14 protein-coding genes are annotated in these 12,551 nt (G+C 66.7%); 5 read left to right on the top strand and 9 right to left on the bottom strand.

The features are described 5' to 3' along the window. Positions 1 to 3: 3 nt before the first annotated feature. Entirely contained in the window at positions 4 to 579 is a 576-nt protein-coding gene (locus tag ACT6UX_RS13125; protein WP_444775602.1) for a bifunctional transcriptional activator/DNA repair enzyme AdaA, read from the top strand. A gap of 33 nt (positions 580 to 612) precedes the next feature. On the opposite strand, the gene ACT6UX_RS13130 is transcribed toward ACT6UX_RS13125, so the two are convergent. Genes ACT6UX_RS13130 through ACT6UX_RS13155 form a run of 6 tightly spaced genes read right to left on the bottom strand, consistent with a single transcriptional unit; the run spans position 613 to position 5,998 of the window. Then, the gene (locus tag ACT6UX_RS13130) at positions 613 to 1,725 is read right to left on the bottom strand and encodes a branched-chain amino acid ABC transporter substrate-binding protein (protein WP_444775603.1); all 1,113 of its coding nucleotides are present in this window, start codon (positions 1,723 to 1,725) and stop codon (positions 613 to 615) included. 55 nt (positions 1,726 to 1,780) lie between these two features. After that, positions 1,781 to 2,143 (bottom strand): DUF6867 family protein, encoded by a 363-nt coding sequence (locus tag ACT6UX_RS13135; RefSeq protein WP_444775604.1) that lies wholly within the window; start codon positions 2,141 to 2,143, stop codon positions 1,781 to 1,783. Then, the gene (locus tag ACT6UX_RS13140) at positions 2,140 to 2,868 is read right to left on the bottom strand and encodes an ABC transporter ATP-binding protein (RefSeq protein WP_444775605.1); all 729 of its coding nucleotides are present in this window, start codon (positions 2,866 to 2,868) and stop codon (positions 2,140 to 2,142) included. Before ACT6UX_RS13140 ends, ACT6UX_RS13135 begins: the two co-directional genes overlap by 4 nt. Further along, a complete protein-coding gene (locus ACT6UX_RS13145; RefSeq protein WP_444775606.1) occupies positions 2,861 to 3,670 on the bottom strand; it encodes an ABC transporter ATP-binding protein in 810 nt (269 codons plus the stop codon). The genes ACT6UX_RS13140 and ACT6UX_RS13145 overlap by 8 nt, the downstream gene beginning before the upstream one ends. Then, positions 3,667 to 5,079, bottom strand: coding sequence for a high-affinity branched-chain amino acid ABC transporter permease LivM (livM, locus tag ACT6UX_RS13150; RefSeq protein WP_444775607.1), 1,413 nt, complete (start codon positions 5,077 to 5,079; stop codon positions 3,667 to 3,669). The genes ACT6UX_RS13145 and livM overlap by 4 nt, the downstream gene beginning before the upstream one ends. Before the next feature lie 4 nt (positions 5,080 to 5,083). After that, complete coding sequence (locus ACT6UX_RS13155; protein ID WP_444775608.1) at positions 5,084 to 5,998, bottom strand: ABC transporter permease subunit; 915 nt, start codon at positions 5,996 to 5,998, stop codon at positions 5,084 to 5,086. A 179-nt stretch (positions 5,999 to 6,177) separates the two neighbouring features. Between ACT6UX_RS13155 and ACT6UX_RS13160 the strand changes: the two genes are divergently transcribed. Genes ACT6UX_RS13160 through ACT6UX_RS13175 form a run of 4 tightly spaced genes read left to right on the top strand, consistent with a single transcriptional unit; the run spans position 6,178 to position 9,591 of the window. Continuing rightward, positions 6,178 to 7,053 carry an NAD(P)/FAD-dependent oxidoreductase gene (locus tag ACT6UX_RS13160; protein WP_444775609.1) on the top strand — a complete coding sequence of 292 codons (876 nt, stop codon included), beginning with the start codon at positions 6,178 to 6,180 and terminating at the stop codon, positions 7,051 to 7,053. A 17-nt stretch (positions 7,054 to 7,070) separates the two neighbouring features. Beyond that, complete coding sequence (locus ACT6UX_RS13165; protein WP_444775610.1) at positions 7,071 to 7,589, top strand: UGSC family (seleno)protein; 519 nt, start codon at positions 7,071 to 7,073, stop codon at positions 7,587 to 7,589. Next, complete coding sequence (locus ACT6UX_RS13170) at positions 7,586 to 8,623, top strand: hypothetical protein (RefSeq protein ID WP_444775611.1); 1,038 nt, start codon at positions 7,586 to 7,588, stop codon at positions 8,621 to 8,623. The genes ACT6UX_RS13165 and ACT6UX_RS13170 overlap by 4 nt, the downstream gene beginning before the upstream one ends. After that, positions 8,620 to 9,591 carry a hypothetical protein gene (locus ACT6UX_RS13175; protein ID WP_444775612.1) on the top strand — a complete coding sequence of 324 codons (972 nt, stop codon included), beginning with the start codon at positions 8,620 to 8,622 and terminating at the stop codon, positions 9,589 to 9,591. Before ACT6UX_RS13170 ends, ACT6UX_RS13175 begins: the two co-directional genes overlap by 4 nt. A gap of 25 nt (positions 9,592 to 9,616) precedes the next feature. On the opposite strand, the gene ACT6UX_RS13180 is transcribed toward ACT6UX_RS13175, so the two are convergent. From ACT6UX_RS13180 to ACT6UX_RS13190, 3 genes are read right to left on the bottom strand one after another with little or no spacing between them, the layout of a single operon-like run. Beyond that, positions 9,617 to 10,054: a hypothetical protein gene (locus tag ACT6UX_RS13180; RefSeq protein ID WP_444775613.1), complete on the bottom strand. Its 438-nt coding sequence runs from the start codon at positions 10,052 to 10,054 to the stop codon at positions 9,617 to 9,619. Between the two features lie 6 nt (positions 10,055 to 10,060). After that, positions 10,061 to 11,473 (bottom strand): amidase, encoded by a 1,413-nt coding sequence (locus ACT6UX_RS13185; protein ID WP_444775614.1) that lies wholly within the window; start codon positions 11,471 to 11,473, stop codon positions 10,061 to 10,063. A 4-nt stretch (positions 11,474 to 11,477) separates the two neighbouring features. After that, positions 11,478 to 12,551: a dihydrodipicolinate synthase family protein gene (locus ACT6UX_RS13190; RefSeq protein ID WP_444775615.1), complete on the bottom strand. Its 1,074-nt coding sequence runs from the start codon at positions 12,549 to 12,551 to the stop codon at positions 11,478 to 11,480.

Here is a 12,551-nt window from a genome sequence, read left to right on the forward strand (position 1 = left end):
GTCTTGCTCGACCATCAGATCTGCGAACGTGCTCGCGTCGGCCGCGACCGCCGCTATGACGGCCGCTTTTTCTCCGGTGTACGCACCACGCACATCTACTGCCGGCCGGTCTGTCCGGTGCGACCCGCTCAGGGAAAGAACGTCCAGTTCTATCCGTCGGCCGCCGCAGCCGAGGCTGCGGGCTTCCGACCGTGCCTGCGTTGCCGTCCCGAGACGGCCCCCTTCTCGCCCGCGTGGCTGGGCTCGCGCACGACTGTGCAGCGCGCCATGCGGCCGCTCCTCGACGGTGCGCTCGACCGTGCGGGGATCGACGATCTCGCCGAACGACTGGGCATCGGGTCGCGCCATCTCGGCCGGCTGTTCCAGCGCCACATCGGCGCCAGCCCGATGCAGGTCGCGCGGACCCTGCGGGTGCAGCGGGCCAAGCGGCTGCTCGATCAGACGAGCCTGCCGATGTTGGAGGTCGCGGCACGCGCAGGCTTCACCAGCCTGCGCCGCTTCAACGCGGTCTTTGCAGAAGTCTACGGGCGCCCGCCCAGCGACCTGCGGCGGCGCCCGCAAAAGAAAAGGCCCGGCTGACGCCGGGCCTTAACCGCGCAAAGGTCGTTTGCCCTACTTCTTCATCGGTGCCGACTTGCCGTCCTTCCAGACGTAAATGTCGTAGACCGCATCCTTGATGTCGCCCTTGGCGTCGAACTCCAGCACGCCGACCGCGGACTCGTATTTGCCCGAGCGCAGAGCCGCGGCGACCTTGGCAGCCTCGACCGACTTCGCCTTGTTGGCGGCATCGGCCCAGGCCTTCACGGCGGCATAGCTGAACAGCGTGTAGCCCTCCGGATTGTACTTGGCGTCGCGGAACTTCTTCACGAGGGCGGCATTCTTGGGGTCGTCCTCGGCCTTGGGCGGGAACGACATCATCACGCCGTTGGTCGCGGCGCCGCCCAGCTGGGCGAACTCGGCCGTCTCCAGCGCATCGAAGCCCATCATGTTCGCCGCCAGGCCCTGCTCACGCGCCTGCTTGATGATCAGCGCGCCCGCGGTGTGGTAGCCGCCCAGCACGATGATATCGATCTTCGCCTGCTTCATCTTGTTGATCAGCGCAGCGAAGTCCTTGTCGGTGTCGTTGTAGGCCTCGTACATCGTCTCGCGCAGGCCGCCCTTGTTCAGGGCCTTCTTGGTCTCGTCGGCCACGCCCTTGCCGTAGGGCGACTTGTCGTGAAGGATCGCGACCTTGGCGGTCTTGTTGTTCTTCAGGATGTAGTTGCCGACCGTCGTGCCCTGCACGTCGTCGCGGCCGCAGGTACGGAACACCGTGGTGTTGCCCTTGCCGGCCGCATCGTCCGTCAGCTTCGGGTTGGTCGAGGCCGGCGTGATCTGCAGGATCTTGCCTTCCTTGTAGATGTCCGAAGCCGGGATCGACGAGCCCGAACAGAAATGCCCGGCCACGAACACGACCTTGTCCGACACCATCTTGTTGGCAACCGCGGTCGCCTGCTTGGGATCGCAGGCATCGTCGCCGATCACCAGTTCCAGCTTCTGGCCGTTGACGCCGCCGGCGGCATTGATGTCCGCAACCGCCATCTCGGCGCCACGCCGGAGCTGCTCGCCGAAGGCCGCGTTCGAGCCGGTCATCGGGCCGGCCGAGCCGATCTTGATCTGGGCAAACGCGGGCGTCGCCATCAGCGCGACGGCTGCGACGGCCAGCGTGCCGTACATCTTCTTCATCCGGGTCTCCCTTGTTGGTTGAGCCTCCTCCGCACGCGCGGAGCATGCCGGTACATTAGGGCCGCTCGTCCCAGCCCAGCAAGCCTTTGCGCCGATAGAGCCAGGGATATTGGCGCACCATCTGGCGCGCCCGCGTAAGCCTGAAAGCGAAGGCTGCGATCGCCAGTTGCACCACCCAGCCCAGCCCGAAGCCCGCCAGCGACAAGAGCTCGCCGCCGGCCAGCGCATAGTCGAGGAAGCGCAGCGTCGCCGACAGGAGCGCCGTGTAGAACACGATCTGCGGCCAAGACCGCCAGGTCAGGGCCACCGCATGTCCCGCCGCGAACGAAGCCGGCCCGATCAGGACGAGATTGAACAGCACCACGTTGAAAAGCGTGTCGCCGAACCAGTCGAACATGAAGGTGTCGAACGGGCTCATGCATGCCCGCCTTCGAGATAGGCCGCCCGGATCTCCTGGTTGGCCAAGAGCTCCTTGCCGCTGCCGCTGAGGCGCACCCGGCCGTTGGCCAGCACGTAGCCGCGGTCGGCGAGGCGCAGCGCATGGAAGGCGTTCTGCTCGACGAGGAAGATCGTCACTCCCTCCTCCCGTGCGATGCGGCCGATCGAGTCGAAGATCTGGCGCACGATCAGGGGCGCCAGACCGAGTGACGGCTCGTCGAGCAGCAGGAGCCGCGGCCGGCTCATCAGGGCGCGGCCGATCGCGAGCATCTGCTGCTCGCCGCCCGACAGGGTGCCGCCGCGCTGGTCGCGCCGCTCGGCCAGTCGCGGGAACATGGCGAAGACCCGGTCGATGTCCGACTTGAAGTTCGCCGGGTCGCCTAGGATCGCGCCCATCTGCAGGTTCTCGTAGACGCTCATGCGCGCGAAGATGCGGCGCCCTTCCGGCACCTGCGCCACGCCGCGCCGCACGATCTGATGGGTCGGCAGGGCCGTGATGTCCTCGCCGTCGAAGGTGATCCTGCCGGCCCGCGCGCGGGGATTGCCGCAGATCGTCATCAGCAGGGTCGACTTGCCCGCTCCGTTGGCGCCGATCAGCGTCACGATCTCGCCGCGCGCCACCTCGAGGTCGACTCCGTGCAGGGCCTGGATGGCGCCGTAGAAAGTCTGAACGCCCTTCACCGACAGGATCGACGGCTCAGGCATCGAGCGCCTCCTCGTCGGTGCCGAGATAGGCGCGGATCACGGCCGGGTCGTTGCGAACCGTCAGGGGAGCCCCCTCGGCGATCTTGCGGCCATAGTCGAGCACGACGATGTGGTCTGAGATGTTCATCACCACGCTCATGTCGTGCTCGATCAGCAGCACGCCGATCCCGTCACGATCGCGGATCGAGACCAGGAGCTGATTGAGTTCGGCCGACTCGCGCGGGTTCAGGCCCGCGGCCGGCTCGTCGAGGCAGAGCAGCACCGGCTCGGTGCACATCGCGCGGGCGATCTCGAGCCGCCGTTGGGCGCCATACGGCAGTTCCCCGGCCGGCCGGTCGGCATCGGCCACAAGGTCGATGCGCTCCAGCCAGAGCCGCGCCAGTTCCACCGCCGCCGCCTCGGCACGCTGGAAGCTCGCGGCACCGACGAGGCCGAGGAGACTCCATCCAGAGGCGCGCATCAGCTTGTTGTGCTGCGCCACCATCAGGTTCTCCAGCACCGTCATGCCGGGAAACAGGCGGATGTTCTGAAAGGTGCGCGCCACCCTCGCCTTCTGACCGATCTCGTGGCCGCGCATGCGCTCGAGCAGGAATTCGCCGCCGGCGCTGCGCAAGGTCAGCCGCCCGACCGTCGGCTTGTAGAAGCCCGTGATGCAGTTGAAGACCGTCGTCTTGCCGGCGCCGTTGGGGCCGATGACGGCGGTTATGGCCTGCGACCGGGCCGTGAAGGAAACGTCGTCGATCGCGACCAGGCCGCCGAAGCGCATGGTGAGATGCTCGACTTCGATCAGCGGTGCCGTCATCCACCGCCTCCAGGATGCAGCCTTATCGACGGCTCGCGATGGGAGATGAGACCACGCGGCTTGAACACCATGATGAGCACCATGGCGAGGCCGAAAGCCAGCATGCGGTAGTTGCCGAGGTCGCGGAACCATTCGGGCAGGCCGATCAGCAGCACCGCCGCCAGCACGACGCCGATCTGGCTGCCCATGCCGCCCAGCACGACGATGGCCAGGATGATCGCCGATTCGATGAACACGAAGCTCTCGGGGCTGATGAAGCGCTGCTTGGCGGCGAAGAAGGAACCGGCAAAGCCCGCGAACATGGCGCCGATCGCGAAGGCCGTGAGCTTGGTATTGGTCGGGTTGATGCCGAGCGCCTGGCAGGCCGTCTCGTCCTCGCGCAACGCCTCCCAGGCGCGGCCGACCGGCAGGCGTCGCATGCGCTGGGTGAACAGGTTGGTGATCAGCGCCAGGCCGAGGATGATGTAGTAGAGGAAGATCAGCCGGTGATTGCCGTCGAAGGCGATGCCCAGCATTTCCGACACGGTCTGCTTGCCTGGCGGCGGCGTCTCGGCGAACACCGCCCCGAACAGGGTGGGACCGGGAATCGAGCCGATACCGGCCGGCCCGTTCGTCAGGTCGAACCAGTTGAGCAGGACGAGGCGGATGATCTCGCCGAAGCCCAGGGTCACGATGGCGAGATAGTCGCCCCGCAGGCGGAGCACCGGGAAGCCAAGCATGATGCCGAACAACGCCGCCATCATCCCCGCCAGCGGCAGGACGGTCCAGAAACCCAGCCCGTACTGGGTGCTCAGCAACGCATAGGCGTAGGCGCCCACGGCGTAGAAAGCCACGTATCCGAGATCGAGCAGGCCCGCGAGTCCGACCACGATGTTGAGCCCCCAGCCGAGCATCACGTAGGTCAGGATCAGCACGCCGAGATCCATCGTCTTCTGGTCGGCAAACGGCGTGGCCGGCAGCAGGACCGCGCCGGCCAGCAGGAGCCAGCCGAACCATTTGGCGCCGGCCTTGCCCAGCGCGACGCCCGAGGGCGTCCGCGCCGCCGCGCCCATGGCGTCATTGGCCCACGGCCAGACCGCCCGAATCACCAGCAGCACGCCGCCCAGGGCCACGAACCAGTGCAGGAAGCCCGACGGCAGTTTCATCGGCGAGGCGCCGGCCAGGATCATGGCGACGCCAAGGAGGATGGCGGGCCAACGCAGGCCATACGCCGCCATCGAGAGACCGAGTCGCCCGACGAAGATCGCGACGACCGCCACGGCGAGGTCGACCAGGTGGTAGTCGAAGCCCAGCCCCTTGCCGCCGCCCAGGTCGACGGTGCGGAAGCCGACGACGAAGATGCCGAGAGCCGCGGCAACGAAGGCGGTGAGACCCGCATCCTTCAGCATGAGAGGGAGACGCGGGCTCATGCGGTCAGACCTTCTCGATCTCCGGTTTGCCGAGCAGGCCGCTCGGCCGGAAGATCAGCACCAGGACGAGAATCGCGAAGGCGGCGACGTCCTTGTATTCGCTCGAAAAGTAGCCGGCCCAGAAGACTTCGATCAGTCCGATCAACAGCCCGCCCAGCATCGCGCCCGGCAGCGAGCCGATGCCGCCCAGTACCGCCGCCGTGAAGGCCTTGATGCCGGCCAGGAAGCCGATGAAGAAGTCGATCACGCCGTAGTACATGAGGAAGAGCATGCCGGCGACCGCGGCCAGCGCCGCGCCCAGCACGAAGGTGAGCGAGATGGTGCGGTCGACGTTGACCCCCAGCAAAGAGGCCATCTTCATGTCCTGCTCGCAGGCGCGCTGCTGGCGTCCCAGCGAGGTTTTGGCGATCACCCAAGTGAAGCCGGCCATTAGCACGACCGTCACCAGCACGATGATGATCTGCAGCCAGGTGACGCGGACGTCGAAGCCGTCGGCGGTAAAGAGGTTGAAGCCACCCGACACGATCTGCCCGCCCGGTTTCGGACGCGCGCCCTGCGCCAGCTGCACGTAGTTCTGCAGCGCTATCGAAACGCCGATCGCCGAGATCAGCGGCGCCAGCCGAAACGAGCCCCGCAACGGTCGATAGGCGGTTCGTTCTATCGCCCAGCCGTAGACCGCGGAGAAGGACATGGCCAGCAGCAGGACCAGCACGATGGCGATGGGAGCCGAGCTGATGCCCAGGCTGCCGCAGATGACGAAGCCGATGAGAGAGATGAAGGCGCCGATCATGAACACCTCGCCATGCGCGAAGTTGATCATGCCGATGATGCCGTAGACCATCGTGTATCCGATGGCGATCAGCCCGTAGATGGCGCCCAGCGTGATTGCGTTGATCAGCTGTTGCGTGAAATACGCCATGCCTTGTTCTGTCTCCCTGCCCTTGCGACCTACGATGCTTTCTCGGGCACTGGCAAGCTCAAGATGGTGGCCTGCAAATCGCGGACCACACCGGCATGTCGGCGACGGCCCGAACCGTCCAGCGGCAGCCGGACGGCCGAAAAGCTGCTTGCGCTCCCTCGCCCGACCACCGATTAAATATGACCATGCTTACCCCCTCCTACGACGTGATCGTCATCGGCGCCGGTCCGGCCGGACTGACCGCCGCCACCGAAATCGCCCGCGCCGGCCTGAAGGCCCTGTGCCTCGACAAGCTCGCCCCCGGCGGCGAAATCATCAACCTCGGTGCGCTCCACGATTTCGAGGAGATATTCGATGGCACGACGATGGCCGCCCGTCTCACCGACGATGCCGCGGTGGCGGGCGTCGAGATCGGCTTCGGCGAGGTCTCGGCAATTTCCGGAACCGGCCCCTTCGAGATCGAGACGACCGACGGCGAACGCCACAGCGCGCGTTCCCTCGTCGTGGCGACCGGCGTGAACAAGGGCAGGCTCGGCATTCCCGGCGAAGAGGAGTACGAAGGCCGCGGCCTGTCGCACTGCGCGAACTGCGACGGCCCGCTCTATGCTGGCCAGTCCGTGATCGTCGCCGGGGCCACTGGCTGGGCGCCCTACGAAGCCGCCGTCCTGGTCGGCATCGCCGGCGACATCACCATGCTCGGGACGCCGACCAGCCCGGTTCCCGAGGGCGTCACCGCCCGACCCGGGCGCATCGTCGGCCTGGAGGGCAGTAACGGCCTCGAGGCGGTGACGATCGAAAATGACGGCCAGCGAAACCGCGTTTCGACGAATGCCGTGTTCGTTTACGAAGGCCGGTCTCCCGCTGCGGAATTCCTGCCGGATTCGCTTGCACGCGACGCCACGGGGCATATCGTTGTCGACGCTCAGGGCCAGACTGCCCAGCCGCTGGTGTTCGCCGCCGGCGACGTGCGGTCCGGCTCCCAGGAATATCTGGCCAACGCCATCGCGGACGGTCAGCGCGTCGCCAAGTCGGTCGTCGCGGCGTTGAACAAGTAGCGTGGAGGAGAACGAACATGCGCATCTTCAATCCGAGCTTCGGCATGGCCGCCGCCGGCCCCGCGAAGGTCACCCTGCAGCCCGTCAACTGGGCGACGGACGCCATTGCGCTGATCTCCAACTCCAAGCCGAACGCGCGTGAGCTGCTGGAAGGCGTCCGTGCCATGCTGGGCGCGCACAGGCCAATCGACAACATCCACTTCCACGCCAAGAACAGTGCCAGCCAGCCTGCGCCCAAGGAACTGATCGAGAAGGTCGCGAAGAACTACAAGGCGGCGCTTCTTGCCTTAGGGGATTGAGGAAGCTGTTCATCGTGGAGTTTCCACGACAGCCTCGAACTCGAGAAGCTCGGCATCACCGCTTTTGTGATCGCCACTGAGACCTTCAAGCCGCTGGTCCTTGCCCAGGCGAAAGCCCGCAAGGTTGAGCCGCGTCTGATCGTCGTGAAGCACCCCGTCGGCGGCCTGAATGCCGAGGAACTGCGGGAACGCATCGAAGCAGCGACCAAGGGACTGACCGAGGCGACGAGCAAATGAAGGACATCGCCGAACAGGAAGTGATCGACATCGGTGACATGGATGTCGATGCCTTCAACGAACTCGCCATCGAGCAGGGCTGGAGCGACGGCATGCCGGTCTTCGTCCCCACCGAGGCCAAGGTGGCGAAGTTCGTCGAGACCGTCCGCGGCGACAACCGGCCCTACCCTCCAGTGCCGCCGCGCCAGATCGTTCCGACGCTGCAGGCGCTGGCCGCCAACGCCGTGATGGCAGGCTGCAAGCCGGAATACTTCCCCGTCGTGACCGCCGCCCTGCGCGGCGTGCTCGACCCGGAGTACAATCTCCACGGCACGCTCGCGACCACGCACTCGTGCGCGCCGATGGTCATGGTGAGCGGTCCGATCCGGCACGAACTCAACATCAACTGCGGCACCAATTGCTTCGGCCAGGGCCGCCAGTCCAATGCCACGATCGGCCGCGCGCTTGGCCTGATGCTGCTGAACGTGGCCGGCGCCAAGCCCGGTGAGATGGACCGCTCGACCCAGGGCAACCCCGCCAAGTACACCTTCTGCTTTGGCGAGAATGAGGAAGAGAACCCTTGGATGCCCTATCACGTGCAGCGCGGCTTCGCGCCCACGGACTCGGTCGTGACGGTGATGTCGGGCGAAGGCCCGCATAATCTCAACGACCACGGCTCGACCACGGGCGACGGGCTGCTGACCACCTTCGCCGGCGGCATGTCGAACCCCGGCGCCAACACGGTGTACGGCAAGGGCCCGATGTTCCTCATCATCGGCCCGGAGCATGCGGCGACCCTGAAGCGCGATGGCTTCACGATCGAGAGCATCCGCGACGAACTGTGGAAGCGCTCGCGCATCCACCTGTCCCGCATCTCCCGGGAGAACCTCGACACCTACGAGAGCACCGGCCACAAGCCGGACGGCGACTGGCTGGCGATCGGCCGCGATCCGAGCGACATCCACATCACCGTGGCGGGCGGGCCGGGCAAGCATTCGGCGTTCATTCCGTCGTTCGGCGGCACCACCGTCGCCTGCACGCGCATCGCCCGATGAACGAGTGGTGCGGCTGGCCGGTCGTCGAAGAGTCGACGGCCTGGGAAAGCGCACAGCAGATCCTGGTGGAGGCCGAGCTTTCCGACGGCCTCCCTCTGGTGCCCCCCACCCAAAAGCGGCTCGACGCCATGATTGCCGGCGTCGCCGGGCGCGCAGAATCGCTCGGGATGATGCCGCCGATGTTCGGCGACATCACGCCCGAGTCCGTCACCTATCAGTGCGTAGTCGCGGGCTGCGTCCCCGCCGAACTGCCGGTCGTGCTGGCGGCGGCGCAGGCCCTGCTCGAGCCCGACTTCAATCTTCTCGGCATCGCCACGACCACCGGCAGCGCCGCGGTCGCGCTCTGCCTCCACGGCCCGATCGCACAGCAACTCGGCGTCAACGCGCTGACCAACGCCATCGGCCCCGGCACCCGGGCCAATGCCTGCATCGGCCGAGCCCTGCAGCTCTGCCTGCGCAACATCGGCGGCGCCCGCTCGGACACGGGTGACATGGCGACGATGGGCCAGCCGGCCAAGTTCACGCTGTGCTTCGCCGAAAGGACCGAAGGTCCCTTCCCGACTTTCACCGAACGTCACGGGCTTGCGAAGGACGAGAGCGCCATTACGGTGATGGGCATTTCCGGCACCGCCGAGGTGCTGCCGGGCGATGGCGAAGGCGCCACGCCCGAGGCGATCCTCGACCCGGTCGTCGCTGGCATGCGCGCCGAGATCGTGATGTCGGGCCAGAGCCGCAAGAGCCAGCGCGGCGAACAGGTCCTTCTTCTGCCGCTCGAACTGGCCGAGAAGATCGCACGCCACGAAGGCTGGGACATCAAGCGGGTCCAGCAGTACCTGTTCGACGAGGGCAAGGACGTCGCGGCCTCTCCCGAGGCGATCCATCCGATCGTCACTGGCGGTGCCGGCTACAAGATGGCCTATCTGCCGATCTGGGGCGGCGGCTCGCAGATGGTGATGCGCAAGCTCTGAGCGGTTTGGCGATCGGCGGCCCCACCTATTTCAGCAGCTTGCGGACGAGTCCGTAGAACAGCCACATACCGAAGCCCCAGAGAGCATAGACGATCGGCACGACGATCACGCCCGGCAGGCGCCATCCGCCGCCGACCGGCGCTCCCTTGATCGGCAGGACGACGAACCAGTTCACGGCCAATACCAGCGTGACCGCGAACAGTGTCCAGCCCAGCGCCCCATTCAGGAGGCCGGACAAGCGCGCGACGACGAAGGCGCCGAGCACGCCCCATAGACCGCCCCAGAAAGCCAGCGAGACGATGGCCGGCACGCCCCACGGCGGAACCGGCCGCATGCTGTAGAGACTGGGTCGGCCGAAGCCGAGTTCAGCGGCGAAGTAAAACCCCCACTGATGGAACACCAGCACGCTCAGCGCACCGGCGACGAAGCCTGCTAGCACCATGCGCCAGAAATTACCTGTCACGTCACTTCACCCCGGAGGCCGCCGATCGCACCACGGATGCGCCCCTTCGAGCTGGGCGGCCAGTGACAACAAAGTGGCTTCGGCGCCGTAGCCGGCAACGAAATGCATGCCGATCGGCAGGCCGTCTTCCGTCCACTCCAGCGGCACCGACATGGCCGGCACGCCGGCGGCATTGCAGACGGACGTGAAGGCCACCATCGGCGCGAGCTCCTCCTCGTAGCGCTCCAGACTTCCATCCATGCGCACGCTCCCCAACGGCAGCGACGTGCGCGCGATGGTCGGCGAAAGAAGAATGTCGAATCTTTCGAAGAAGGCGCCGAGCTGTCGCCCGGTGCGATGGAACATCTGCACGGCTCGAATGTAGTCGTGAGCGCTGATCCCTCGGCCCTTCTCGGCATAAAGACGGGTCACCGGCTCAAGATCGCCCGGTCCCGGCACCCGGCCATTGGCGCGTACCTGGATGTTGGTGAAGGTGTTGGCGCACATCACCGTGCCGAACGCCTCGCCCGCCGCAGCGGCATCATACGCGGGCGTCGCCTCTTCCACTTGATGGCCGAGCGCTTCCAGTCGCTTCGCCGTGCACTCGACAGCGGCGACCAGCGCCGGATCCATCGCCTCCCACCCGACGGGCTTGCGCAGGAAGGCGATACGGAGCTTGCCCGGCCCCCGCTTGGTCGCGTCGAGAAAGGAACCCTCGGTTTCAGGTGCCCGATAGGGATCGCCGGCTTCACCACCCGCCAGCGCATCGAGCAGCGCCGCGCTGTCGCGCACGGAGATCGAGACGCAGAGCTGGGCGCCGGCGCCCGCCAGCGTCTCGCCGATCGGCGCCAGGCTGATGCGGCCGCGCGACGGCTTCAGTCCGAACAGGCCGCACAGGGAGGCCGGGATACGGATCGATCCGCCGCCGTCGGTCGCATGCGCCATCGGCAGCGCCCGCGCTGCCACGACGGCTGCAGAGCCTCCCGAGGAGCCGCCTGGCGACAGGTCGGCGCGCCACGGATTGACCGTCGCGCCGCCGAAGGCAGGCTCCGTGGTCGGCGCGAGGCCAAACTCGCTGGTGTTGCTGCGGCCGACGATCACCAGGCCGGCACGGCGCATGCGTGCGACCGCCGCGCTGTCGTTCGCCGCGACCGGTTCCCTGGCGAAGAAGCGCGAGCCCACTGTGGTCGGCGTGCCGGCACAGTCGGCCATGAGCTGCTTCACGACGAAGGGAATACCTTGGAAGGGTCCGTCGCCCGCCGCCACGACCGACCTTTCGAGCAGCTCGCCCGCATAGAAATCCGTGATCGCGTTCAGTCGCCCATTCGTCTCGCGCAGCCGAGCCAGTGTGGCGTGGAGCAATTCCCGGGCGCCGATCTGGCGGCCGCGGACCAGCTCCGCGACAGCCAGCGCATCATGTGTCGCGAACAGGTCTTCCAACGGGTCAGTTCCGCCAGCGCTCGAGGTTTGCCGCCACGAAGGCATCGTCGTGCAGCTCGGGATAGGTCGCGTAGAGCCGGTCGATCCCCTCCGCTTGACCGGGGCTCAACTTCTCGTGGGGATCGAGGCATTCGATCGACTGCAGCAGTCCCTGCCGCCGCAGAATCTCGTGGCAGCCCGGAATGCAGCCCGCGAAATCGTGGTCGACGTCGAACACGACGCTGTTGCAGTCCGTGACGAAGGAATCCAGCGCGAGGATTTCGGGCGCGATGGCACCGTTCGAGACCGAGAGCTTCAGCCGTTCCAGCATCTTCACCGCACCACGTGTCCACACGCTCCAGTGGCCGAGCAGCCCGCCCTGGAAGCGCAGCGTCACCTCGCGGTTGCCAGTGCGAACGACCATCGGCGTCACGAGATCGGCCACGATATGGTCGTCGTTGCCGGTATAGAGGGTGATGCGATCCTCGGCATGGGCGGCCGCAATGCCGAAACAGACGTCGAGCGTGCGGTAGCGGTTGAACGGCGCCACCTTGATCGCCACGACATTGTCGATCGCAGCAAAGCGGGCCCAGAATTCGCGCGACAGCTTGATGCCGCCCACGGCCGTCTGCAGGTAGAAACCGATCAGCGGCATCTCCTTGGCGACCGCCGCGCAATGCTCGATCAGCTCATCCTCGCTGGCGCCTTTCAGCGCGGCCAGCGACAGCAGCACGGCGTGATAGCCGAGCGAACGCGCCGTACGTGCTTCCTCGACCGCCTGCGCCGTCTTGCCGACGGCGCCCGCGATCATCACCAGTGGCCGATCGGTCCAGTCGCGCGCCGTCTCGATGGCGAGTTCCAGGACCGGTCGATAGAGACCGACCTCGCGAATCGCGAACTGCGTCGAATGCACGCCCACCGCCAGGCCACCCGAGCCGGCATCGAGGTAGTAGCGGCCCAAGGCGCGCTGCGACTGCCTGTCGAAGTTGCGCCCGGCATCGAGCGCCAGCGGATGCGCGGGGATGACGGTGCCCTGCCGCAGCAGGGACAGGACCGGCGCCGGAAGGTCGCGCCAGTGGAGGGCCTTGTCGGTGCTCAT

Origin of the sequence: Reyranella sp. (assembly GCF_052439685.1) — a bacterium.
GTDB lineage: Bacteria > Pseudomonadota > Alphaproteobacteria > Reyranellales > Reyranellaceae > Reyranella.

Excerpts from the sequence above, each read along its gene's own strand:
- ACT6UX_RS13130 (WP_444775603.1), bottom strand. The coding sequence starts at position 1,725 with ATGAAGAAGATGTACGGCACGCTGGCCGTCGCAGCCGTCGCGCTGATG.
- ACT6UX_RS13155 (WP_444775608.1), bottom strand. The coding sequence starts at position 5,998 with ATGGCGTATTTCACGCAACAGCTGATCAACGCAATCACGCTGGGCGCC.
- ACT6UX_RS13170 (WP_444775611.1), top strand. The coding sequence starts at position 7,586 with ATGAAGGACATCGCCGAACAGGAAGTGATCGACATCGGTGACATGGAT.
- ACT6UX_RS13175 (WP_444775612.1), top strand. The coding sequence starts at position 8,620 with ATGAACGAGTGGTGCGGCTGGCCGGTCGTCGAAGAGTCGACGGCCTGG.
- livM (WP_444775607.1), bottom strand. The coding sequence starts at position 5,079 with ATGAGCCCGCGTCTCCCTCTCATGCTGAAGGATGCGGGTCTCACCGCC.
- ACT6UX_RS13140 (WP_444775605.1), bottom strand. The coding sequence starts at position 2,868 with ATGCCTGAGCCGTCGATCCTGTCGGTGAAGGGCGTTCAGACTTTCTAC.
- ACT6UX_RS13190 (WP_444775615.1), bottom strand. The coding sequence starts at position 12,551 with ATGAGCACCGACAAGGCCCTCCACTGGCGCGACCTTCCGGCGCCGGTC.
- ACT6UX_RS13160 (WP_444775609.1), top strand. The coding sequence starts at position 6,178 with ATGACCATGCTTACCCCCTCCTACGACGTGATCGTCATCGGCGCCGGT.
- ACT6UX_RS13135 (WP_444775604.1), bottom strand. The coding sequence starts at position 2,143 with ATGAGCCCGTTCGACACCTTCATGTTCGACTGGTTCGGCGACACGCTT.
- ACT6UX_RS13145 (WP_444775606.1), bottom strand. The coding sequence starts at position 3,670 with ATGACGGCACCGCTGATCGAAGTCGAGCATCTCACCATGCGCTTCGGC.